This window comes from Pseudomonas fluorescens, from assembly GCF_000730425.1.
In the GTDB taxonomy this organism is placed as follows: domain Bacteria; phylum Pseudomonadota; class Gammaproteobacteria; order Pseudomonadales; family Pseudomonadaceae; genus Aquipseudomonas; species Aquipseudomonas fluorescens_X.
Window position 1 is genome coordinate 2,854,530 of the sequence record NZ_CP008896.1, and the last position, 21,956, is coordinate 2,876,485.

Genomic DNA, 21,956 nt, shown 5'->3' on the forward strand with positions numbered 1-21,956 from the left:
TGGTCGGGGTAAGGGGATTCGAACTCCTGACATCCTGCTCCCAAAGCAGGCGCGCTACCGGACTGCGCTATACCCCGGTAAAAAAAAGGCGACCTTTTCAAGTCGCCTTCTTCAATCAGGGCTTTTGGCCTCTGATCTTAAGATTCGATTCCAGCGTTAACTGGTTTCAAAAATGGTGGGTCGTGTGGGATTCGAACCTACGACCAATTGGTTAAAAGCCAACTGCTCTACCAACTGAGCTAACGACCCAAAAATGGTCGGGGTAAGGGGATTCGAACTCCTGACATCCTGCTCCCAAAGCAGGCGCGCTACCGGACTGCGCTATACCCCGGTTTGAAATTGGCTCCGTGACCAGGACTCGAACCTGGGACCCAATGATTAACAGTCATTTGCTCTACCGACTGAGCTATCACGGAACTACATATTTCAAAGTACTACGATGTTACTGACTACCTTCTCTTCGACCTGTCCGTATCGCTACGTTCGTGTCTCTGAGGCGCGCTATTCTACAATCTTAAAAACCCCTGTCAACCCTTTAAATTGCTTTTAAGACAATGATTTGCGCTTCTTTCTGATTTCTCCTTGGGGAGAAGAAACCCGTGGGCTGACGTTGCTGCGGGGCGCACTTTACAAGCCTTTGCCTTACAGTTCAACGCCCTATCGAAAAAAAAGGCCCCGCAATGCGGGGCCTCTGCTTACAACCACCCAACCCGGGCTTAGTGGAAGACGATTTCGTCGTTTTCCACGGCAGCCTTGACGTGGGTCCCCGGCATAAAGCTGCCCGACAGGATCAATTGCGCCAGCGGGTTCTCGATCCAGCGCTGGATCGCACGTTTCAAAGGCCGTGCGCCATACACCGGGTCGTAGCCGACGGCGATCAACTTGTCCAAGGCCTCGCTGCTCAGTTCCAGCACCAGCTCGCGCTCTGCCAGACGACTGCGCAGGCGACCCAATTGGATCTCGGTAATGCCGGCGATCTGATCCCGCGCCAGCGGCTCGAAGATCACCACTTCATCGACCCGGTTGATAAATTCCGGGCGGAAGTGACTGGTCAGTGCGTCCATTACCGCAGCACGCTGGCCTTCACGATCCCCGACCATTTCCTGGATCTGTACCGAGCCCAGGTTGGAGGTCATCACAATCACCGTATTACGGAAGTCTACGGTCCGCCCGTGGCTGTCCGTCAGCCGGCCATCTTCCAACACTTGCAGCAACACGTTGAACACATCCGGGTGGGCCTTCTCGACCTCATCCAGCAGTATCACCGAGTAAGGCTTGCGCCGTACGGCCTCGGTCAGGTAGCCGCCTTCCTCATAGCCCACATAGCCCGGTGGCGCTCCGATCAAACGAGCCACGGAGTGTTTCTCCATGAACTCGGACATATCAATGCGCACCATCGCCTCTTCTGTATCAAAGAGGAACTCGGCCAGGGCCTTGCACAACTCGGTCTTACCCACACCGGTCGGGCCGAGGAACATGAACGAGCCACTTGGGCGATTTGGGTCGGACAAACCGGCCCGGGAACGCCGTACCGCATTGGACACCGCCACCACGGCCTCTTCCTGGCCAATCACGCGCTGGTGCAACAGGCTTTCCATGCGCAACAGTTTGTCACGCTCCCCTTCCAGCATCTTCGATACTGGAATGCCGGTCCATTTGGAGACCACCTCGGCAATTTCTTCCTCGGTCACCTTGCTGCGCAACAACTGATTCTCGCTATGGCCATGCTGGTCGACCATTTGCAGGCTGCGCTCCAGGTCCGGGATCACCCCGTACTGCAACTCTGCCATGCGGTTCAGGTCGCCTTTACGGCGTGCAGCTTCCAGTTCCTGGCGCGACTGTTCGATCTTTTGCTGGATCTGTGCGGAACCCTGTACTTCGGCTTTTTCCGAGGTCCAGATTTCTTCCAGGTCCGAATACTCCCGTTCCAGGCGCACGATTTCTTCCTGGAGTTTTTCCAGGCGTTTCTTCGCCGCGTCATCGTCCTCTTTCTTCAGCGCCTGGGATTCGACTTTCAGTTGAATCAGACGGCGCTCCAGGCGATCCAACACCTCAGGCTTGGAATCGATCTCCATGCGAATCCGGCTGGCCGCTTCGTCGATCAGGTCAATGGCCTTGTCCGGCAACTGACGATCAGTGATGTAACGATGGCTCAATTTGGCCGCCGCAATGATCGCGCCGTCGGTGATCGCCACGCGGTGGTGGACCTCATACCGCTCTTTCAGGCCACGCAGGATCGCGATGGTGTCTTCCTCGCTCGGCTCTTCCACCAGGACTTTCTGGAAACGACGCTCAAGGGCCGCGTCTTTTTCAATGTACTGGCGGTACTCGTTGAGCGTGGTAGCACCCACACAGTGCAACTCACCCCGTGCCAATGCAGGCTTGAGCATATTGCCCGCGTCCATCGAGCCTTCGCCCTTACCGGCGCCGACCATAGTGTGCAGTTCGTCGATAAACAGAATGATCTGCCCTTCCTGCTTCGACAACTCGTTAAGCAAGGATTTGAGGCGCTCTTCGAACTCACCACGGAACTTGGCACCGGCGATCAACGCCCCCATATCCAGGGACAGCAAGCGCTTGCCCTTAAGGCCGTCCGGCACCTCACCATTAATGATGCGCTGGGCCAGGCCTTCGGCGATGGCGGTTTTACCCACACCAGGTTCACCGATCAGCACCGGGTTATTCTTGGTGCGACGCTGCAAGACCTGAATGGTGCGACGAATTTCGTCATCACGGCCGATTACCGGATCCAACTTGCCGTCTTCGGCGCGCTTGGTCAGATCGACGGTGTACTTGTCCAGGGCCTGGCGCGACTCCTCATGGTTGGGGTCATTCACCGCCTCGCCGCCGCGCAGGTTGTTGATGGCATTTTCCAGGGCCTTTTTGCTCACACCCTGGCCCAGCAACAACTTGCCAAGCTTGCTGTTGTCATCCATGGCAGCGAGCAGTACCAGTTCGCTGGAGATGAACTGGTCACCCTTCTGCTGGGCTAGGCGATCTGCCTGGTTGAGCAGGCGTGCCAAATCCTGGGACATATTTACGTCGCCCGTCGGATTCTGGATTTTCGGCAGTTGGTCGAGCTCTTTGCTCAACTCCTTGCGCAAGCTGTTGACGTCGAAGCCCACCTGCATCAACAGGGGTTTTATAGAACCACCCTGTTGTTCGAGGAGCGCCTGCATCAAGTGCGCGGGCTCGATGGCCGAATGGTCGAGGCCAACTGCCAGAGATTGGGAATCCGATAACGCCAATTGTAATTTGCTGGTTAAACGATCAATACGCATTAGTCACCTTCCTTTTGAGCAGGCCGGAGCTATGTGCGAGCGAGCTTGCTCGCGAGTAACGCATCCTGAATGAAGAAACCTGCCAGATGCCCTTATAGATGGGGGGGATTCTGGAAGATTCAAGCCGGCGATGCTTGATGTGGATCAGGGGAGTCTAGCGCTCGAGCCAGATAAGGGAGGCAAATCGACCCGTGCGCGGGTTACGCCGGTAAGAAAAGAAGCGCTGGTCGGTCACGGTGCACAAACCACCACCATAGACAGCAGTGATACCGCGTGCGGCCAGGCGCAGGCGCGCCAACTGGTAGATATCGGCCAGAAACTTGCCAGGGTTGTGGCTGGGAACGAAGGCCTGCGCCGCTTGTGGGTGTTGCTGCAGGAAGGCTTCACGCACTTCCGGGCCGACTTCAAAGGCCTTAGGACCAATCGCCGGGCCCAACCAGACCAGTACATCGGCAGGCGCAGCATCCAGGCTTTCAGCGGCAGCTTCCAGCACGCCCGCCGCCAAGCCGCGCCAACCGGCATGGGCCGCAGCGACCCGGGTCCCGGTCTTGTTGCAAAACAAGGCGGGCAGGCAATCGGCTGTCATCGCCGTGCAGGCGATACCGGGCGTGTCGGTCCAACTGCCATCGGCCTCGGCAATCTGTTTCGGATCGGCCTCGACCACGACCACACCATGGACCTGGCGCAACCAAGCTGGCTGGATATCGAACGCGGCCGTGAGGCGACGGCGATTCTCCAGCACAGCCTCATGGCTGTCCTGGACATGATCGCCAAGATTGAGGCTATCGAACGGCGCCAGGCTGACGCCGCCCGCACGGGTGGTGACGCAGGCTTTCACCCCGGCCGGCGCAGGCCAGTCAGGAATCAGCCAGTCATTCATCCGACAAAGGCCTCGCGGTCCTGCTTGAGTAGCGACAGCAACCAGACAAAGTCGTCTGGCAATGGCGACTCCCAGCTCATGCGCTCACCGCTCGTCGGATGATCCAGTTCCAGGAAACGCGCATGCAACGCCTGGCGCGGGAACGACTTCAGCGACTCGACCATGGTTACACTGGCGGCCGGCGGAATACGGAAGCGGCCACCGTAGGCCGGATCGCCGACCAACGGGAAGTTGATATGCGCCATATGCACCCGGATCTGGTGGGTACGGCCGGTTTCCAGCTTGACCCGCACATGGGTGTGGGAGCGGAAACGCTCCAGCACACGGTAGTGGCTGACGGCCTGCTTACCGCCCTCCATCACCGCCATGCGCTGGCGCTGCTGGCCGTGACGACCGATAGGCGCGTTGATCTTGCCACCGGCCACCACCACACCAATCACGATGCACTCATAGATGCGGCTGACGCTGCGGCTCTGCAATTGTGTGACCAACTGCGTCTGGGCCTGGATAGTCTTGGCCACCACCATCAGACCGGTGGTGTCTTTGTCCAGACGATGGACGATGCCGCAGCGCGGGACATTGATGATGTCCGGCACATGGTGCAACAAGGCATTGAGCAAGGTGCCATCAGCATGCCCGGCCGCCGGGTGAACCACCAGGCCTGCGGGTTTGTTGATTACCAGAATGTCGTCGTCTTCATAGACGATATCCAGCTCGATATCCTGGGCGATCCATTCTCCCTGGGCTTCCTGCTCGGCAGTCAGCTCAAGAACCGAACCGCCATGAACTATGTCTCGCGGGCGGATAACCGCTCCATCCACAGTCAGGCGGCCGTCTTTGATCCAGGCGGAAAGGCGCGAGCGCGAGTGCTCAGCGAATAGTTGTGCGGCGACTTGATCGAGGCGTTGGCCGCCCAATTCGGACGGCACCTCTGCGCGAAGTTCAATTTTATCGGACATGCTCAGACTAGGCGTGGCACAGCCTTTGGTTTCGGCTGCGCGCTTGTGGTTAAATACGGCGTCTTTTGCCCCGAGGCTTTCATCGGGGCGCTCATCATAACAGGACGGCCCCGCCCAAGACAGCGGCCGTCATAGGGACGCAAGCCGCCATGCAAGTGAAACACCTGCTGCTGATCGCCATCCTCGCCATGACTGCTGCTTGCTCGTCAACAAAGGACGTCGTCGACGAAAACCTCAGTGAAGTCGAGCTGTACCAGCAGGCTCAGGCCGACCTGGACAATAATAGCTACACAAGCGCCACGGCCAAGCTCAAGGCCCTGGAGTCGCGTTATCCGTTTGGCCGCTATGCCGACCAGGCCCAGCTCGAACTGATCTATGCGAACTACAAGAACGCCGAGCCGGAAGCTGCCAAGTCCGCTGCCGAGCGTTTTATCCGCCTGCACCCACAACATCCGAACGTAGACTACGCCTACTACCTCAAGGGCCTGACCTCGTTTGACCAGGACGTCGGCCTGCTGGCGCGCTTCCTGCCGCTGGACATGACCAAGCGTGACCCAGGCGCCGCGCGCGACTCCTATAACGAATTCGCCCAACTGACCAGCCGCTTCCCCAACAGCCGCTACGCCCCGGACGCCAAGCAGCGCATGATTTACCTGCGCAACCTGCTGGCGTCCTACGAAATCCACGTAGCCCACTACTACCTGACACGCCAGGCCTATGTGGCTGCCGCCAACCGTGGTCGCTATGTGGTGGAAAACTTCCAGGAAACCCCTTCCGTAGGTGATGGCCTGGCAGTAATGACCGAGGCTTACCAGCGCCTGCACCTGGACACACTGGCAGCTACCAGCCTGGAAACCCTGAAGCTCAACTACCCGGACCACCCTAGCCTGCAAGACGGCCAGTTTGTCCCGCAGGTTGCCGAAGCAGACAACCGCTCGTGGCTGAGCAAGTACACCCTGGGCCTGATCGAGTCCCGTCCACCGTTGCCGCCGGGCGAAACCCGCGCCAACCAAGACGTTCTCAAGCAGTATCAAGACGCCAAGGACGCCATTCCGTCCGAGCTCAAGCCACACGACGAAAACGGCGACGTGATCGAAGAAGAAGCACCAGAAGCCCTGGGCAACAACCAGGATCGCTCGTGGTTCAGCTACATGACGTTCGGTGTCTTTGACTGACCCTGTCTGGCAGCACAAGAAGGAGCCCCTCGGGGCTCCTTTTTTAATGGCGCGACTTTATTACCCTGTGCGCCACTGACATCCTTGGCTAAACTGCCCGATTCATTGTCGAGAAGCTGCCTGCCATGGTTCGTTTACTGTTCTGGATTGCCCTGATTGCTGCTGCGGTATGGTTCTGGCGCAAATTCAAGCGCCCCGCTTCGAGGCAGCAGCCCAGCGAACCAGGTGCTGCGCCCATGGTTCGCTGTGCCCACTGCGGCGTGCACTTGCCTCAGGACCGGGCATTGAGCCAGCGCCAGGACTGGTACTGCACCCAGGCGCATCTGGAACAGGGGCCGAAATCTATCGAGCGCTAAGCTCTGGAACTGTAGGAGCTGGCTTGCCAGCGATGAAGCTCAAAAGATCACCACTCAAACATCTACCGTCATCGCCGGCCAGTCGGCTCCTACGGGGTTCCACGTCTATATCCGACCAGCGGGCGCATAGGGGGCCGGGTCGATGATCGGCTCATGCCCCAGCAGCAAGTCCGCAAACAACTGACACGACGCAGGCGCCAATACCAGGCCATTGCGGTAATGCCCGCAGTTGAGCCACAGCCCTTCAAATCCTGGCACCTTGCCGATATAGGGAATGCCTTCGGGCGAGCCCGGCCGCAAACCGGCCCAATGCCCCACCACTTCGGCATCTGCCAGGGCCGGAATCAGCTCCACCGCCGAGGCCTTCAGGCTTTCCAGGGCCGGTTCGGTCGGTGTCTTGTCGAAGCCTTCATGCTCCAGGGTGCTACCAATCAGAATGTGCCCATCCCGGCGTGGAATTGCATAACGCCCTTTCGCCAGGACCATGCTCGAAAGAAAGTTCGAAGCACATTTGTACAAAATCATCTGGCCCTTGACCGGCTCCACCGGCAACGTCAGCCCCAGGCTGTCCAGTAATTCACCACTCCAAGCACCTGCCGCGAGCACGATCTGATCGCCACGCACCTCACCCTGCGCCGTACTGACCCCGACGATGCTGCCACCCTCCTGGATAAACCCCTGAACCGCGCAATGCTCATGCACGGTCACGCCAGGCAACGCCAACAATGCTGCCTTGAGGGATTTGACCAGGCGCGGGTTACGTACGTTGGCCACGTTCGCCATATAAACAGCCTGTGCAAACCCAGCCCCCAACACCGGCACCGCGTCACGGGCGGCCGACACATCCACTTTGCTCAATGGCCGGCCTTCCCGCGCCGCCCAGGCCAGGGCGTCCACCTCGTCGTCGAGATCCAGCCAATACAGGCCTGTGGTATGAACCTCGGGGTCCATGCCTGTGGCCGCAAACAGGCGCTGGGCCAATTGCGGATAGAAATCCTGGGACCAATGGGCCAGCGCCGTGACCGCCGGGCTATAGCGCCATGGGTACAACGGAGAAACAATCCCACCACCCGCCCAGGAAGACTCCTGCCCAACCGATGAACGGTCCAGCACGACCACTGCCTGCCCTAGCGTTGCCAGATTGAACGCCGTCAGCAGCCCGATAACACCACCACCCACAACCACGACTTGCTGTTGCTTGGTCATTGCTCGATCCAGCCCATAAAAAGAAAGGAGTGTCTCAAACACCCCGTCGCCCACCTGCCTCATCGCCCCCAGCACTCTTGACGCGTCGTGCCAGGCGCAGCGCCGGGATTAGTCCGCGCGCCAGTGCTGGACAAACTGAAATCACCACAAGGATCGCCCAACATCATGCCGACAACAGGCGTCGCAGTAAGGGTGAAATCCTGCGGATTCAGCATCGCTGTGATTCTATAGCGATCGTTGCCGGTGCTGACGCCGCCGGCATCAATAAAAGTGCCATTTCTCACGTAGTAGCGCTCCAGATATTGGGATTGCTCCATGAGCAACCCGACGATTTCTGCGCGGTAGGCCTTTTTCACATGGTTGGTGTAGCCCGGATAAATCACCGCAACCAATGTGGCAATGATCGCCAGCGCGATCAGCAGTTCGATCAGGGTGAATCCTTTGCAGTTACTGCTCATCGTGATGCTCACCTACTGAAGTTGTCGCCAGAGAATTCGTCGAAATCGCCCATCAGCTTCCGGGTCTACCCGCGCATAAATGCTTTCCAGGACAGTGCGCGACTGGCCGCTGAGCCCCACTGCGGTGACCCGATATAAAGTTGCCGGGGTCTCGGGAGGCAGATGTGCCAACCCGATACCGGGCCCCAGGTTTTGAATGCCGTAGACGCCCTCCTTCATGCCGACCCAGGCGATAGCCGAAACCGGATCTACGCCCGGCTGGCGGATGACATAAGCCTCGTTCGGCGGTGCGCAGGTGGTTAATGACTGGCAGCGAGGCAAACCAAAGCCTTGCACCTGTACAGCCGACTCGCCGCGCCTGAGCCCGCCTTCAGCAGCCTGAAACGATTGATTGCGATGCCTGAGGCTACCGGCGAGTTGCTCCTGCGACGTTGCAGCCTGCATTGATGACAGCCCGATAAGCGTCAATAACAACAGCAATACCAGACTGATCAACAGCACCATTCCACGCTGCCTGGCGGCCGATAACCGACGCACGCTATTCAAGGCGATTACGCACGGCAGCGACGGCGCTGTAGATCTGGTCTCGCACACGGCCTGTCGGGTCGCGGAGCGTCAACATCACACGCACACTGCGGATCAGCGATTCGTCGCCAGGGTAGCTGTCATACCGGGTTACAACGCTGGAGCCAGGCCGGCTGGCCACCCCGAAACTCAACTCGAACGCCCCCACGTTATCCAGCAGCACCGCCTTGGCCGGCGCTGCCTGCGTGCTGAGCTTCAACTGCCCTGACTCAAAGGTGTAGGTCAGTTTGCGTACAGGAAAAGCGATTTGCCCTGGCTCTGGCTTGGGTGGTACCCCCGAATAGGCCTGTGCGTTGTCGACACAATTGCTGAGCACGGTCCAGTCAGGTCGACTGCCCTGGCCAGCCACATCGCCGGTGACCAGTGTCAGGCTGGTTGAGGCGCCATTGACCACCACACTGACCGGCCTGGAAAAGTCAGCAGGCGCCTGAACAATCAACGGGAGGGACAGGCAGCCGAACATCCCCGCCAGGCGAATCTCCTGGGTCATCTTGCCCAGGATAAATCGCCCGTCATCCTGCAATAACGTCGCTGCGTGCTGGCTGGCAGCAGTGCTTCGGGCAGCCAGTACCACCTGAACGGCCGCCAGCACCACGATCAACCCCAGGGTCGCCGCCAGCATTGCTTCAACCAAGCCAAAACCCAGATTGCAGCGCCTCATCGCATAGGCCTCGGATCAACAGCGACGCGACTGGTCAAAGTAAATGTCTCGCGGGTATTGCTGGCCTTGGCTGCACGAGAATCATCCCAACTGATGCTGATGGTCACCTCATGCTGGTTGATCGCAATCGAACCTTTGGCGGTATCGCCAGCAAGGTGGCTGATATTGGCCTCGAAGTCGTGCAAGTCCAGGTCGCGGACGCTCGCGGCCAAGGTGCTCGCGGACAAGATGTCTCCGCTCCCCCAGGAGTAGTCAGCCCCTGCGTTGGCGCGGATCCGGTCGAGCATGTCATAGGCGATAAAACTCGCCTGGCTGATCATCCTGGAACTGTCGGTGTACTTGAGGGCATTGAGTTGGATCAGCCCTGCACCTAGCAGGCCAACGCCGAGAATCAGCAGCGAGACCAGCACTTCGATCAGGCTCATACCGAGCTGCCGGACAGCAACAGGGGGAGAACAAAACGTTACCGGGCAGGCTCGCATAGCCATCGTCATCCTTGTCGAGGGGCATCAAAACGGCCGAGATAGCCGTACGTTGCCCAAGACTAGCGCCGCTCTCGCGGCCGCGCTGCCCCTAGGAATAAAGGGAAATACTTTGGACAGAAAGGCCATCACTGCACAGGCCTGGAGCGCCGCTATAACTGTTATTGCCACAGCCGAACGGGCTGTCCACGGAGGGACGAGGTATGAAACAACGCGGTTTCACATTGATGGAATTGCTGCTCGATTTGATCGTCAGCGGCATTCTGGCGCAATTGGCGGTACCCGGTTTCAAGAGCCTGTTGGACTCACAAACGCGACTGAGCGCGGCGCAGGCACTGGCGTCCGGTCTGCGCTACGCCCGCACCCAGGCCATTGCGCGCAATCGAACTGTGATCATCCATGCGCTGGATGATGACTGGAGTCGAGGCTGGAGGGTGGTGGTGGATATGACTGGACGCGGCCATCTGGACGACGACAACCCGGTACTGCTGGAGCGTCAGGACAATGGGCGGATCCCCATCGTGGGCAACACCCCGGTGCGTACGCAGATTCGCTTCAGTGGGTTGGGCGAACCCCTGCTGGCTGCCGGGGGGTTTCGCGCCGGCACCGTGCATGTGTGCTCAACGGACCAGCCGCTGAGCCTGCATCAAGTGGTGCTGGCACCCACCGGCCGGATCAGCCTGCGCAGCGACAAGGCCGAGCAGGCCTTGTGCCGGGAGTACGATGAACCGGGGCTCAGAGCAGCGAACGAACCCGCAACTCCTTGGGCATGGAAAAAGTAATGTTTTCTTCACGCCCTGCCAGCTCGTCAGCACCTGTCGCGCCCCACGCCTGCAACTGCTGGATCACGCCACGCACCAGGACCTCCGGTGCCGAGGCGCCCGCCGTGATACCGATGCGCTCGACTCCGTCGAACCAGCTGCGCTGCAGGTCTTCGGCACCGTCGATCAGGTACGCCGGGGTGGCCATGCGTTCGGCCAGTTCCCGCAGACGGTTGGAGTTGGAGCTGTTGGGGCTACCTACAACCAGTACCACGTCGCACTCGTCGGCCAGTTGCTTGACGGCATCCTGGCGGTTTTGCGTGGCGTAGCAGATATCGTCCTTGCGCGGCCCACCGATGGCGGGGAAACGAGTGCGCAAGGCATCGATGACACGGCTGGTGTCATCCATCGACAACGTGGTCTGGGTCACGAATGCCAACTTTTCAGGGTTATGCACTTGCAGTTCAGCGACGTCTTTTTCGTCTTCCACCAAGTAGATCGCACCGCCATTGCTGGCGTCGTACTGCCCCATGGTGCCTTCGACTTCAGGGTGACCGGCGTGGCCGATCAGGATGCACTCACGGCCGTCTCGGCTGTAGCGGGCCACTTCGATATGCACCTTGGTCACCAGCGGGCAGGTCGCATCGAATACTTTCAGGCCGCGGCCTGCCGCTTCGGTGCGCACGGCCTGGGAAACACCGTGGGCGCTGAAAATGACAATAACGTCATCCGGCACCTGATCTAGCTCTTCGACAAAAATCGCGCCGCGAGCGCGCAGGTCTTCGACCACAAACTTGTTGTGGACTACTTCATGACGCACGTAGATCGGCGGACCGAAGACTTCCAGGGCGCGATTGACGATTTCGATCGCCCGGTCCACGCCGGCGCAGAAGCCACGGGGGTTGGCGAGTTTGATTTGCATGCTGTGCCTCGTGTCTTGCAACGCAAGAAATTGGATCTTGTAGGAGCTGGCTTGCCAGCGATGCAGACACCTCGAAATATCAGATAGACCGAGGGGATGCTATCGCCGGCAAGCCGGCTCCTACACAAGCCCGGTGCCGTCAGGAACCGGTTTCGTCAGTTAGAGCGCTTTAACGTCGATGATTTCAACATCAAAGGTCAAGGTCTTGCCGGCCAACGGGTGGTTGAAGTCGATGGTCACCTGAGTGTCATCAAACGTTTTGACCACGCCGGGCAGTTCAGTATTCGCCGCATCGTTGAAGATCACCAGCAAGCCTTCCGACAGCTCCATGTCCTGGAACTGCGCACGCGGGATGATCTGTACGTTTTGCGGGTTGGGCTGGCCAAAGGCGTTTTCCGGCGGAATCTGCAAGTTGCGTTTGTCGCCTGGTTTGAAGCCGAACAAAGCGGCCTCAAAACCCGGCAGCAGGTTGCCGTCGCCCACCTTGAAGGTAGCCGGGGCCTTGTCGAACGTACTGTCGACCGTGTCGCCGTTCTCCAGGCGCAATGCAAAATGCAAGGTGACTTCCGTGTTCTGGCCAATGCGCTGTTCGGCCAATACTTGTTCAGTCATTTACCGCTTCTCCGGGTTTGTTGCCCTTGAACATATCCAGCGCCAGCATGACTGCGCCAACGCAGATGGCGCTGTCGGCAAAGTTGAACGCCGGGAAGTAATGGCGGTTCTGCCAATGCACCAGAATGAAGTCGATCACATGGCCCAGGGCAATGCGGTCGTACAGATTGCCCAGCGCCCCGCCCAGCACCAGCGCCAGGGCGATAGCCAGCCAGGTGTCATTGCGGCCCAGGCGCTTGAGCCAGACCACCAGCACCACACTCACGACCACGGCGATCAGGGCAAACAGCCAACGCTGCCAACCGCCGCCGTCAGCCAGGAAGCTGAACGCAGCACCGGTGTTGTAGGCCAGGGTCCAGCTGAAGTAGTCAGGAATCACCACGATCTGCTGGAACATTTCCAGGGTGCCCTCGAAGTGAGCCTTGCTGACCTGGTCGATGACCAGGACCAGCAAGCTCAGTACGAGCCAGCCCAGACGTCCGAAACGGCTGGTTTTAGGCATAGTGGCGAACCTCCCCGGTACCGCTGATGTTGTCGACGCAACGACCGCAGATTTCCGGATGCTCCGGGTTCACGCCAACGTCTTCACGGCAGTGCCAGCAACGGGCGCATTTGGCGAAGGCCGACTTGACCACCTTGAGCTTGAGGCCCGGGACTTCGGTAGCGACCGCATCAGCCGGGGCCTGGGCGAATGGCGCCAGGCTGGCTGTCGAGGTGATCAGTACGAAGCGCAGTTCGTTGCTCAGCTTGCCCAGGTCGGCGGTCAGGCCGTCCTCGGCAAACAGCGTGACTTCGGCTTGTAGGTTGCCACCGACAGCCTTGGCCGCACGCTGGACTTCCAGTTCCTTGTTCACCGCAACCTTGACGGCCATCACGCCTTCCCAGTATTCGCGACCCAGTTCGAAGTCGGCCGGCAATTCGGTCAGGCCTTCATACCAGGTGTTGAGCATCACGGACTCGTTACGCTCGCCCGGCAGGTATTCCCACAGCTCATCGGCGGTGAAAGCCAGGATCGGTGCGATCCAGCGCACCAGCGCTTCGGAGATGTGATACAGCGCGGTTTGCGCCGAACGGCGGGCCTTGCTGTTGGCGCCGGTGGTGTACTGGCGGTCCTTGATGATGTCGAGGTAGAAACCACCCAATTCCTGCACGCAGAAGTTGTGGATCTTCGAGTAGACGTTCCAGAAACGGTACTCCCCGTAGTGCTCCTGCAACTCGCGTTGCAGCAACAGGGTACGGTCCACGGCCCAACGGTCCAGGGCGAGCATTTCCTCGGCCGGCAGGATATCGGTGGCCGGGTTGAAGCCGGTCAGGTTCGACAGCATGAAGCGTGCGGTATTGCGGATACGGCGGTAGGCATCGGCGCTGCGTTGCAGGATCTGGTCCGACACGGCGATTTCGCCCGAGTAATCAGTCGACGCAACCCACAGACGCATGATGTCGGCGCCCAACGTGTCGTTGATCTTTTTCGGCTCGATCACGTTTTTCAGCGACTTGGACATCTTGCGGCCCGTCTCGTCGACGGTAAAGCCGTGGGTCAACAGTTCGCGGTACGGCGCGTGGTTATCGATGGCGCAACCGGTCAACAACGAGGAGTGGAACCAGCCACGGTGCTGGTCGGACCCTTCCAGGTACAGGTCGGCACGCGGACCGCTCTCGTGCCCCATCGGGTGCGAGCCGCGCAGTACGTGCCAGTGAGTGGTACCGGAGTCGAACCACACGTCGAGAGTGTCGCTGATTTTGTCGTACAGCGGTGCTTCATCGCCCAGCAGTTCAGCGGCGTCCAGCTTGAACCAGGCTTCGATGCCTTCCTGCTCAACGCGCTGGGCCACCTCTTCCATCAGTTCGACGGTACGTGGGTGCAGTTCACCGCTTTCCTTGTTCAGGAAGAACGGGATCGGCACCCCCCAGTTCCGCTGGCGGGAGATGCACCAGTCCGGGCGGTTGGCGATCATCGAATGCAGGCGTGCCTGGCCCCAGGCCGGGACGAACTGGGTCTCTTCGATGGCTTTGAGCGAGCGTACACGCAGGGTGTCGCCGCTGGTTGGCTCTTTGTCCATGCCAATGAACCACTGCGCGGTGGCGCGGTAGATCAGCGGGGTCTTGTGGCGCCAGCAGTGCATGTAGCTGTGCTGGATCGTGGCGGTTTGCATCAGCGCACCGACTTCACGCAGTTTTTCGATGATCGGCTGGTCGGCCTTGAAGATGAACTGGCCGCCGAAGAACTCGAGCGAAGGCGCATAAACGCCGTTGCTTTGCACCGGGTTGATGATGTCGTCGTTGACCAGGCCGTACTTCTTGCAGATGACGAAGTCGTCCACACCATAGGCCGGCGAGCAGTGAACAATACCCGTACCCGAACCCAGTTCGACGTAGTCTGCCAGGTACACCGGCGACAGGCGGTCGTAGAACGGGTGGCGGAAGTTGATCAGCTCCAGCGCAGAGCCGGTGGTGGTGGCGATCACCGAACCTTGCAGCTCGTAGCGGGCCAGGCAGGCCTCGACCATCTCCTCGGCCAGCACCAGCAGACGGTCACCGACGTCCACCAGGGCGTAGGTGAATTCCGGGTGCACGTTCAGCGCCTGGTTGGCCGGGATGGTCCACGGGGTGGTGGTCCAGATCACGATGGCGGCCGGCTTGGCCAGGCTCGCCAGACCAAAGGCCCCGGCCAGTTTGGCGTCGTCGGCAATCGGGAACGCGACGTCGATGGTCGAGGATTTCTTGTCTTCGTACTCGACTTCCGCTTCGGCCAAGGCCGAGCCGCAGTCAAAGCACCAGTTCACAGGCTTGAGGCCCTTGAACACGAAACCGCCCTTGACGATCTCGGCCAAGGCACGGATTTCCCCGGCCTCGTTCTTGAAGTTCATGGTCTTGTACGGGTTGTCCCACTCGCCCAGCACGCCCAGGCGGATGAATTCGGATTTCTGCCCTTCGATCTGCTCGGTGGCGTAGGCACGGCACAGTTCACGGGTCTTGTCCGCGCCCAGGTTCTTGCCATAGGTCACTTCGACCTTGTGCTCGATCGGCAGGCCGTGGCAGTCCCAACCCGGGACATAAGGTGCGTCGAAACCCGCCAGGGTTTTCGAGCGCAGGATCATGTCCTTGAGAATCTTGTTCAGCGCATGACCGATATGAATCGTGCCGTTGGCATAAGGAGGGCCGTCGTGCAGGACGAATTTCGGACGATCCTTGCCAATCTCGCGCAACTTTCCGTACAGGCCAATACTGTCCCAGCGCTGCAGGATCTGCGGTTCGCGCTGTGGCAGGCCGGCCTTCATTGGGAAGGCGGTGTCCGGAAGGTTTAGCGTGGCTTTATAGTCGGTCATTTAAGGCTCTTCATTAGCGATGGGCGCTAGGTGCGGCTAGTGCACGGGCGGCGGCGACATCCGCATTGATCGCCGTTTTCAACGCCTCAAGGGAGGCGAATCGCTGCTCTTCACGCAGCTTTTGGTGGAAAACCACCGTCAAACGCCGGTCATACAAATCCCCGGCAAAATCCAAAAGGTGAACTTCCAGGTGGGCCTTGCCATCACCTGCAACCGTAGGCCTGACGCCTATATTGGCGACTCCGGACCATGGTTGGCCGTCGATATCGACACTCACCAGATACACCCCGGTCAGTGGCACGCGACGGCGCTTGAGTTGCACGTTGGCGGTTGGCGTGCCCAGTTGGCGCGCCAGCTTCTGGCCGTGCAGGACCCGCCCGGCAATCCGGAACGGGCGACCGAGCAAGCGCTCGGCCAAGGCGAAGTCGGCAGCGGCCAGGGCATTTCGCACCTGGGTGCTGCTCACGCGCAGGCCGTCCAGTTCGACGGTTTGTGCGGCTTCGACAGTAAAACCCTGGGTTACACCGGCCTGTTGAAGGAAATCGAAATCCCCTACCCGGTCGCAACCGAAGCGGAAGTCGTCACCGACCTCCAGATGTTGCACACCCAAGCCGTCGACGAGGATCCGGTCGACGAATTCGGTGGCGCTGAGACTGCGCAAACGCTGGTTGAACGCCAGGCACAGGACCCGGTCCACGCCTTCTTCGGCCAGCAGTTGCAGCTTGTCCCGCAGACGGGCCAAACGGGCCGGGGCCGTCTCAGGGGTAAAGAACTCACGAGGCTGTGGCTCGAAAATCACCACGCAGCTGGGCACGCCCAACTCGACTGCGCGCTCACGCAGCCGTGCCAGGATAGCCTGGTGGCCACGGTGGACACCGTCAAAGTTGCCAATAGTGGCGACGCACCCCCGATGCTCGGGGCGCAGGTTGTGGAGACCTCGAACCAGCTGCATAACGCGCTTCTTGCTCATAAAGTGGTCGATTATAACCACACCCGGCCCCGGACGACAGGCAACAGCACCGGCCAAATGACTCGAATCGAAAAAACAGCCGGCTTATTGTTGATTGCGATCAATTCAGCGCCTTGCGATTGAAATCCCGCAAACGGAAGCCCAGCAGCAGCAACATGCCAAAGTAGGCAATCACCCCGGCCACCACCAGCAGGCCCAGGCGCAGGAATCGCTCGAGCATCTGCCCTTCGGCCCACACAGGCATCCAGTGCATCAGCCCCAGCAACACTGCCGACATCACCGCCACCGCCAGCAGCAATTTGAGGGCAAACACACCCCAGCCCGGCTGCGGCTGGTACATTTTTTGTTTACGCAGCTGATAAAACAGCAGGCCGGCATTGATGCATGCCCCGGCGCTGATCGCCAGGGCCAGGCCTGCGTGAGCCAGCGGCCCGATGAATATCAGGTTGAACAACTGAGTGACCACCAGGGTGAAAATCGCGATTTTCACCGGGGTCCGAATGTTCTGCTGGGCATAAAAACCCGGCGCCAGGACCTTGATCACGATAATCCCCAACAGCCCTACCGAATAGGCAATCAGTGCGCGCTGAGTCATCAAGGCGTCGTGGGCGCTGAACTGGCCGTACTGGAACAGCGACACAGTCAGCGGCTCGGCCAGGATCCCCAGGGCCAGTGAGCACGGCAGCACCAAGACAAAGCACAGGCGCAGACCCCAGTCGAGAATGCGTGAGTATTCGTGGCGATCCTTGCTGGCATAGGTGCGGGCCAGGGTCGGCAGCAAAATGGTGCCCAGCGCCACGCCCAGCACGCCGGAGGGTAGTTCCATCAGGCGGTCCGCGTAATACATCCACGATACGGAGCCGGAGACCAGCAGCGACGCAAACGCGGTATTGATGATCAGGGAGATCTGACTGACCGAAACCCCCAGAATCGCCGGCAACATGTTTTTCATGACCCGCCACACGCCTGAATCCTTGAGATTCAGGCGCGGCAACACGAGCATGCCGATTTTTTTCAGGTGCGGCAGTTGATACAACAGTTGCGCCAGGCCACCAGCCAGCACCGCCCAGCCGAGCGCCATGACCGGCGGATCGAAGTACGGCGTCAGGAACAGGGCAAAGATGATCATGCTGACATTAAGCAGGGTCGGCACAAACGCAGGCACCGAGAAACGGTTCCAGGTATTGAGAATCGCGCCCGCCAGGGATGACAGGGAAATCAGCAATATATAAGGAAAGGTCACCCGCAACAGATCACTGGTCAGGGCAAATTTTTCCGGGGTGTTGGCAAAACCGGGGGCCGTGGCCCAGATAATCCAGGGCGCGGCCAGCATCCCGGCGATGGTCACCAGCATCAACACCAGGGTCAAAAGGCCCGAGACATAAGCAATGAATGTGCGGGTGGCCTCTTCGCCTTGCTGCGTCTTGTACTCGGCCAGGATCGGCACGAAGGCCTGGGAAAACGCACCCTCAGCGAAGATCCGTCGCAGCAGGTTGGGCAGTTTGAACGCGATAAAGAAGGCATCCGTGGCCATGCTTGCGCCAAAAATACGCGCAATGAGGGTGTCACGCACAAACCCCAGAACCCGGGAAATCATCGTGATAGAGCTGACGGCGGCCAACGACTTGAGCAGATTCATTGAAAGAGTTTTTGCCTATAGATAAAGAGCAGGCGAACAAAGCGCCTACTTATGCGATACTGCGCGCCTGCAACAGCACAGAGCCAAAGCTCGCGAGTTTACAGGTCAAGCGCCGGAAATAAATCACCCGCCTCTTCAGATCGACCACTCAGCAGTTCGCATCAGCCGCCCTTGACAAGACTTCAACTCATCGGCATGATTCGCGGCCTATTTTGTTTGCTATTTCCTAAAAAGTCTTTCGAGGAGCTCGACGGTGGCCAACACACCTTCCGCCAAAAAACGTGCAAAACAGGCTGAGAAGCGTCGCAGCCACAACGCCAGCCTGCGTTCCATGGTTCGTACCTACATCAAGAATGTAGTTAAGGCCATCGACGCAAAAGACGCTGCCAAAGCTCAAGCCGCTTACGTTCTGGCCGTGCCAGTTATCGACCGCATGGCCGATAAAGGCATCATCCACAAGAACAAAGCTGCTCGCCATAAAGGTCGTCTGAATGGCCACATCAAGGCTCTGAACCTTGCTGCTGCAGCCTAAGCGATAAGCTTGTTAAAAAACCGACCCCAGGGTCGGTTTTTTATTGCCTGATTTTTTTACAAACACCACAAAAAAACTGTGGGAGCGGGCTTGCTCGCGATTACGGCATATCAGTCAACCCATCTTTAACTGGCACACCGCAATCGCGAGCAAGCCCGCCCCACCGACAACAGAGCAGCGCTGTCAGACCTACTGCGCGCCAGGCCACGGCAGGATCGGAATCGCCGTCACCGCATTCTGCGGACTGCCTTCGATCAGGCGGTCGCTATACACCAGATACACCAGGGTATTACGCTTCTTGTCGAGGAAACGCACCACCTGCATGGTCTTGAACACCAAAGACGTGCGCTCCTTGAATACCTCGTCGCCATCTTTCAGCTCACCCTTGAAGCGAATCGGCCCCACCTGGCGGCAGGCAATCGATGCCTCGGCACGATCCTCAGCCAAGCCCAGACCACCCTTCACCCCACCCGTCTTGGCCCGCGACAGGTAGCAGGTCACGCCATCCACTTTGGGATCATCAAAGGCCTCGACCACGATCCGATCATTGGGGCCGACAAACTTGAAGACGGTCGACACCTGGCCAATCTCTTCAGCCGAAGCCAGCAATGGCATCGCCATCAGCAGCCCCAGCAATCCCTTCATTACGCGCATCGTAGTTTCCCTTTAGACCAGAATCAGGTTATCGCGATGAACCAGTTCCGGCTCAGCCATGTAACCCAAAAGACCGACAATCGACTCAGACGACTGCCCAATGATTTTCTGCGCTTCCAGGGCGCTATAGTTGGCCAGGCCACGGGCGATCTCACGACCGTCCGGCGCTACGCACACCACCATCTCTCCGCGGCGGAAGCTGCCCTGGACCCGCTTGACACCCACCGGCAACAAACTCTTGTTACCCTGGGACAACGCCGAAACAGCCCCCGCATCCAACACCAGGGTGCCACGCGTCTGTAAATGGCCGGCCAGCCACTGCTTGCGCGCCGCCAGCATGCCGCGCTCGGGCGACAGCAGCGTACCGATGCGCTCGCCAGCCTTGAGACGATCCAGCACCCGCTCCAGGCGCCCACCAACAATGATCGTGTGAGCCCCGGAACGGGCCGCAAGGCGCGCCGCGCGCAGCTTGGTCTGCATACCGCCACGCCCCAGCGCACCACCGACGCTGCCCGCTACCGCATCGAGCGCCGGATCATCGGCCCGCGCTTCATAAATCAACTGGGCATCAGGGTTGTTACGCGGGTCAGCGTCGAACATGCCATCGCGATCCGTGAGGATCACCAGCAGGTCAGCCTCCACCAGGTTGGCCACCAGGGCAGCCAGGGTGTCGTTGTCGCCAAAACGGATTTCGTCGGTCACCACAGTGTCATTCTCATTGATCACCGGGATCACCTTGAGCTCGACCAGGGCACGCAACGTGCTGCGGGCATTGAGGTAGCGCTTGCGGTCGGACAGGTCGTCATGGGTCAACAGAATCTGCGCGGTATGGCGACCATGCTCGGCGAAGCTGGATTCCCAGGCCTGCACCAGCCCCATCTGGCCAATCGCAGCAGCAGCCTGCAACTCATGCATTGCGCTGGGTCGCACGGTCCAGCCGAGGCGGCTCATCCCGGCAGCAACCGCCCCGGACGACACCAACACCAACTCGACACCCGCCTCATGCAAGGCCACCATCTGCTCAACCCAGACGCTCATGGCAGCACGATCCAACCCCTTGCCATCCGCCGTCAGCAGTGCGCTACCGATCTTTACGACCCAGCGTTGCGCACCCGTCACTTTGCTCCGCATCATCTTCAACCTTAGATTGAGGGCCACGCGACCCAGCGCCGCCCATAACGTTATTCGTGACTACCGATTTCCAGATACTAAAACGCCGCTCGATTGAGCGGCGCTTAAGTTTATCGCAACAGATCAGTCACGCACGTAAATGATTTCCGGACCATCTTCATCATCCACATCTTCCTCGTCCCAATCATCGTCACCGATATCATGGACCGACTTAACGCCACTGCGACGCAGGGCACGCTGGTCATCCAGCGCCTGCAATTGCGCGCGCGCCTCGTCTTCGATGCGCTGGTCAAGATCCGCCAGCTCGGCCTTGTAGGCCGGATCGGCAGCCAGGCGATCAGCACGATCTTCCAGGTAGCGCATGATGTCGCGGGTCAAGCGCTCAGTGCCTTCTTTGGCAATGGCAGAGATCACGTAGACCGGCCCCTCCCACTGCAGGCGATCAACGATTTCCTTGACCCGCTCTTCGTGCTCTTCTTCGAGGATCTGGTCGCACTTGTTCAGCACCAGCCAACGGTCACGCTCAGCCAGGGACGGACTGAACTTGGCCAACTCGTTGACGATCACTTCAGCTGCGTCCGGGGCACTGGTTTCATCCAGCGGCGCCATATCGACGAGGTGCAGCAACAGACGGGTACGGGACAAGTGCTTGAGAAAGCGAATGCCCAGGCCCGCGCCATCGGAAGCACCTTCGATCAGACCCGGAATGTCCGCAACCACGAAGCTCTTCCAGCGATCGACACTGACCACACCCAGGTTCGGCACCAGGGTGGTGAACGGATAATCGGCCACTTTGGGCTTGGCCGCAGACACCGAGCGAATGAAGGTACTTTTGCCAGCGTTTGGCAGGCCCAGCAGGCCAACATCCGCCAACACTTTCATTTCCAGCTTCAGGTCACGCTGCTCGCCCGGCTTGCCTGGCGTGGTCTGGCGTGGCGCACGATTGGTACTGGACTTGAATCGGGTATTGCCCAGGCCGTGCCAGCCACCCTGCACAACCATCAGCTTCTGGCCGGCCTTGGTCAGATCACCAATCACTTCCTGGGTCGCAGAGTCGATGATCGTGGTGCCGACCGGTACGCGCAGCACCAGGTCCTCGCCCTTTTTGCCGGTGCAGTCGGTGCTGCCGCCATTGGAGCCACGCTCGGCATCGAAGTGCCGGGTGTAACGGTAGTCGACCAGGGTGTTGAGGTTTTCGTCGGCCATCATATAGATGGAACCGCCATCACCACCGTCGCCGCCGTTGGGGCCACCGTTTTCGATGAATTTTTCGCGACGGAAACTCATGCAACCGTTACCGCCGTCACCTGCTTTTACTCGGATAGAAACTTCATCAACGAACTTCATAACAAAACGCCTCTCGCCG

At 59.4% G+C, this 21,956-nt stretch carries 21 protein-coding genes and 4 tRNA genes; 4 read left to right on the forward strand and 21 right to left on the reverse strand.

What is annotated here, in order from left to right:
• The 7 genes from HZ99_RS12565 to rluD all read right to left on the reverse strand — a co-directional run bounded on the left by HZ99_RS12565 (nt 1) and on the right by rluD (nt 5,120).
• Nucleotides 1-77: transfer RNA gene (locus HZ99_RS12565), tRNA-Pro, on the reverse strand.
• A gap of 96 nt (nt 78-173) precedes the next feature.
• Nucleotides 174-249, reverse strand: a tRNA-Lys gene (locus HZ99_RS12570).
• Between the two features lie 5 nt (nt 250-254).
• A tRNA-Pro gene (locus HZ99_RS12575) sits at nt 255-331 on the reverse strand.
• Nucleotides 332-340: 9 nt separating this feature from the next.
• A tRNA-Asn gene (locus HZ99_RS12580) sits at nt 341-416 on the reverse strand.
• A gap of 300 nt (nt 417-716) precedes the next feature.
• A complete protein-coding gene (gene clpB, locus HZ99_RS12585; RefSeq protein ID WP_038443453.1) occupies nt 717-3,281 on the reverse strand; it encodes an ATP-dependent chaperone ClpB in 2,565 nt (854 codons plus the stop codon).
• Between the two features lie 154 nt (nt 3,282-3,435).
• Nucleotides 3,436-4,161 carry a peptidoglycan editing factor PgeF gene (pgeF, locus tag HZ99_RS12590; RefSeq protein WP_038443455.1) on the reverse strand — a complete coding sequence of 242 codons (726 nt, stop codon included), beginning with the start codon at nt 4,159-4,161 and terminating at the stop codon, nt 3,436-3,438.
• Nucleotides 4,158-5,120, reverse strand: coding sequence for a 23S rRNA pseudouridine(1911/1915/1917) synthase RluD (gene rluD, locus HZ99_RS12595; protein WP_029292014.1), 963 nt, complete (start codon nt 5,118-5,120; stop codon nt 4,158-4,160). The genes pgeF and rluD overlap by 4 nt, the downstream gene beginning before the upstream one ends.
• 149 nt (nt 5,121-5,269) lie before the next feature.
• Here rluD and HZ99_RS12600 point away from each other — a divergent pair, with 149 nt between their 5' ends.
• Nucleotides 5,270-6,295, forward strand: coding sequence for an outer membrane protein assembly factor BamD (locus HZ99_RS12600; RefSeq protein WP_038443456.1), 1,026 nt, complete (start codon nt 5,270-5,272; stop codon nt 6,293-6,295).
• Between the two features lie 125 nt (nt 6,296-6,420).
• Nucleotides 6,421-6,651: a PP0621 family protein gene (locus HZ99_RS12605; protein WP_038443458.1), complete on the forward strand. Its 231-nt coding sequence runs from the start codon at nt 6,421-6,423 to the stop codon at nt 6,649-6,651.
• Between the two features lie 105 nt (nt 6,652-6,756).
• Here HZ99_RS12605 and thiO read toward each other — a convergent pair whose 3' ends face one another.
• From thiO to pilV, 5 genes are read right to left on the reverse strand one after another with little or no spacing between them, the layout of a single operon-like run.
• Nucleotides 6,757-7,857, reverse strand: coding sequence for a glycine oxidase ThiO (gene thiO, locus HZ99_RS12610; protein WP_038443460.1), 1,101 nt, complete (start codon nt 7,855-7,857; stop codon nt 6,757-6,759).
• Nucleotides 7,858-7,916: 59 nt separating this feature from the next.
• On the reverse strand, nt 7,917-8,315 hold the full coding sequence (locus HZ99_RS12615) for a type IV pilin protein (protein ID WP_038443462.1): 399 nt from the start codon (nt 8,313-8,315) through the stop codon (nt 7,917-7,919).
• A 12-nt stretch (nt 8,316-8,327) separates the two neighbouring features.
• Complete coding sequence (locus HZ99_RS12620) at nt 8,328-8,819, reverse strand: pilus assembly PilX family protein (RefSeq protein ID WP_051903155.1); 492 nt, start codon at nt 8,817-8,819, stop codon at nt 8,328-8,330.
• A gap of 34 nt (nt 8,820-8,853) precedes the next feature.
• Nucleotides 8,854-9,561, reverse strand: coding sequence for a PilW family protein (locus HZ99_RS12625; RefSeq protein ID WP_038443466.1), 708 nt, complete (start codon nt 9,559-9,561; stop codon nt 8,854-8,856).
• Entirely contained in the window at nt 9,558-10,043 is a 486-nt protein-coding gene (gene pilV, locus HZ99_RS12630) for a type IV pilus modification protein PilV (RefSeq protein WP_038443468.1), read from the reverse strand. The genes HZ99_RS12625 and pilV overlap by 4 nt, the downstream gene beginning before the upstream one ends.
• A 203-nt stretch (nt 10,044-10,246) precedes the next feature.
• Between pilV and HZ99_RS12635 the strand changes: the two genes are divergently transcribed.
• A complete protein-coding gene (locus HZ99_RS12635) occupies nt 10,247-10,825 on the forward strand; it encodes a GspH/FimT family pseudopilin (RefSeq protein ID WP_038443470.1) in 579 nt (192 codons plus the stop codon).
• Here HZ99_RS12635 and ispH read toward each other — a convergent pair.
• The 6 genes from ispH to murJ form a co-directional block, all read right to left on the reverse strand.
• On the reverse strand, nt 10,779-11,726 hold the full coding sequence (gene ispH, locus HZ99_RS12640; RefSeq protein WP_032861885.1) for a 4-hydroxy-3-methylbut-2-enyl diphosphate reductase: 948 nt from the start codon (nt 11,724-11,726) through the stop codon (nt 10,779-10,781). The genes HZ99_RS12635 and ispH overlap by 47 nt on opposite strands.
• 159 nt (nt 11,727-11,885) lie before the next feature.
• Nucleotides 11,886-12,323, reverse strand: a complete 438-nt coding sequence (fkpB, locus tag HZ99_RS12645) for an FKBP-type peptidyl-prolyl cis-trans isomerase (RefSeq protein WP_181883266.1) — start codon at nt 12,321-12,323, stop codon at nt 11,886-11,888.
• 7 nt (nt 12,324-12,330) lie between these two features.
• The gene (gene lspA, locus HZ99_RS12650) at nt 12,331-12,840 is read right to left on the reverse strand and encodes a signal peptidase II (RefSeq protein WP_038443474.1); all 510 of its coding nucleotides are present in this window, start codon (nt 12,838-12,840) and stop codon (nt 12,331-12,333) included.
• Nucleotides 12,833-15,664: an isoleucine--tRNA ligase gene (gene ileS, locus HZ99_RS12655; RefSeq protein ID WP_038443476.1), complete on the reverse strand. Its 2,832-nt coding sequence runs from the start codon at nt 15,662-15,664 to the stop codon at nt 12,833-12,835. The genes lspA and ileS overlap by 8 nt, the downstream gene beginning before the upstream one ends.
• A gap of 13 nt (nt 15,665-15,677) precedes the next feature.
• Nucleotides 15,678-16,616: a bifunctional riboflavin kinase/FAD synthetase gene (ribF, locus tag HZ99_RS12660; RefSeq protein ID WP_038443477.1), complete on the reverse strand. Its 939-nt coding sequence runs from the start codon at nt 16,614-16,616 to the stop codon at nt 15,678-15,680.
• 118 nt (nt 16,617-16,734) lie between these two features.
• Nucleotides 16,735-18,273 carry a murein biosynthesis integral membrane protein MurJ gene (gene murJ / locus HZ99_RS12665; protein WP_038443480.1) on the reverse strand — a complete coding sequence of 513 codons (1,539 nt, stop codon included), beginning with the start codon at nt 18,271-18,273 and terminating at the stop codon, nt 16,735-16,737.
• 253 nt (nt 18,274-18,526) lie between these two features.
• Here murJ and rpsT point away from each other — a divergent pair, with 253 nt between their 5' ends.
• On the forward strand, nt 18,527-18,805 hold the full coding sequence (rpsT, locus tag HZ99_RS12670) for a 30S ribosomal protein S20 (protein ID WP_016967023.1): 279 nt from the start codon (nt 18,527-18,529) through the stop codon (nt 18,803-18,805).
• 189 nt (nt 18,806-18,994) lie between these two features.
• Here the strand turns inward: rpsT and HZ99_RS12675 are convergent, their stop codons facing one another.
• From HZ99_RS12675 to cgtA, 3 genes are all read right to left on the reverse strand, one after another.
• A complete protein-coding gene (locus HZ99_RS12675) occupies nt 18,995-19,459 on the reverse strand; it encodes a CreA family protein (protein WP_038443485.1) in 465 nt (154 codons plus the stop codon).
• A 12-nt stretch (nt 19,460-19,471) separates the two neighbouring features.
• Nucleotides 19,472-20,590, reverse strand: a complete 1,119-nt coding sequence (proB, locus tag HZ99_RS12680) for a glutamate 5-kinase (RefSeq protein ID WP_038443487.1) — start codon at nt 20,588-20,590, stop codon at nt 19,472-19,474.
• 123 nt (nt 20,591-20,713) lie between these two features.
• Entirely contained in the window at nt 20,714-21,937 is a 1,224-nt protein-coding gene (cgtA, locus tag HZ99_RS12685; RefSeq protein ID WP_029292050.1) for an Obg family GTPase CgtA, read from the reverse strand.
• Between the last annotated feature and the right edge of the window lie 19 nt (nt 21,938-21,956).

What these genes read in the sequence shown, in the direction of transcription:
- ribF (WP_038443477.1), bottom strand. Translation starts at nt 16,616, where the DNA reads ATGCAGCTGGTTCGAGGTCTCCACAACCTGCGCCCCGAGCATCGGGGG.
- HZ99_RS12615 (WP_038443462.1), bottom strand. Translation starts at nt 8,315, where the DNA reads ATGAGCAGTAACTGCAAAGGATTCACCCTGATCGAACTGCTGATCGCG.
- ileS (WP_038443476.1), bottom strand. Translation starts at nt 15,664, where the DNA reads ATGACCGACTATAAAGCCACGCTAAACCTTCCGGACACCGCCTTCCCA.
- proB (WP_038443487.1), bottom strand. Translation starts at nt 20,590, where the DNA reads ATGCGGAGCAAAGTGACGGGTGCGCAACGCTGGGTCGTAAAGATCGGT.
- HZ99_RS12600 (WP_038443456.1), top strand. Translation starts at nt 5,270, where the DNA reads ATGCAAGTGAAACACCTGCTGCTGATCGCCATCCTCGCCATGACTGCT.
- rluD (WP_029292014.1), bottom strand. Translation starts at nt 5,120, where the DNA reads ATGTCCGATAAAATTGAACTTCGCGCAGAGGTGCCGTCCGAATTGGGC.
- HZ99_RS12605 (WP_038443458.1), top strand. Translation starts at nt 6,421, where the DNA reads ATGGTTCGTTTACTGTTCTGGATTGCCCTGATTGCTGCTGCGGTATGG.
- murJ (WP_038443480.1), bottom strand. Translation starts at nt 18,273, where the DNA reads ATGAATCTGCTCAAGTCGTTGGCCGCCGTCAGCTCTATCACGATGATT.
- lspA (WP_038443474.1), bottom strand. Translation starts at nt 12,840, where the DNA reads ATGCCTAAAACCAGCCGTTTCGGACGTCTGGGCTGGCTCGTACTGAGC.
- HZ99_RS12675 (WP_038443485.1), bottom strand. Translation starts at nt 19,459, where the DNA reads ATGCGCGTAATGAAGGGATTGCTGGGGCTGCTGATGGCGATGCCATTG.
- HZ99_RS12635 (WP_038443470.1), top strand. Translation starts at nt 10,247, where the DNA reads ATGAAACAACGCGGTTTCACATTGATGGAATTGCTGCTCGATTTGATC.
- cgtA (WP_029292050.1), bottom strand. Translation starts at nt 21,937, where the DNA reads ATGAAGTTCGTTGATGAAGTTTCTATCCGAGTAAAAGCAGGTGACGGC.
- HZ99_RS12620 (WP_051903155.1), bottom strand. Translation starts at nt 8,819, where the DNA reads ATGGTGCTGTTGATCAGTCTGGTATTGCTGTTGTTATTGACGCTTATC.
- pgeF (WP_038443455.1), bottom strand. Translation starts at nt 4,161, where the DNA reads ATGAATGACTGGCTGATTCCTGACTGGCCTGCGCCGGCCGGGGTGAAA.
- pilV (WP_038443468.1), bottom strand. Translation starts at nt 10,043, where the DNA reads ATGCGAGCCTGCCCGGTAACGTTTTGTTCTCCCCCTGTTGCTGTCCGG.
- HZ99_RS12625 (WP_038443466.1), bottom strand. Translation starts at nt 9,561, where the DNA reads ATGAGGCGCTGCAATCTGGGTTTTGGCTTGGTTGAAGCAATGCTGGCG.
- thiO (WP_038443460.1), bottom strand. Translation starts at nt 7,857, where the DNA reads ATGACCAAGCAACAGCAAGTCGTGGTTGTGGGTGGTGGTGTTATCGGG.
- clpB (WP_038443453.1), bottom strand. Translation starts at nt 3,281, where the DNA reads ATGCGTATTGATCGTTTAACCAGCAAATTACAATTGGCGTTATCGGAT.
- ispH (WP_032861885.1), bottom strand. Translation starts at nt 11,726, where the DNA reads ATGCAAATCAAACTCGCCAACCCCCGTGGCTTCTGCGCCGGCGTGGAC.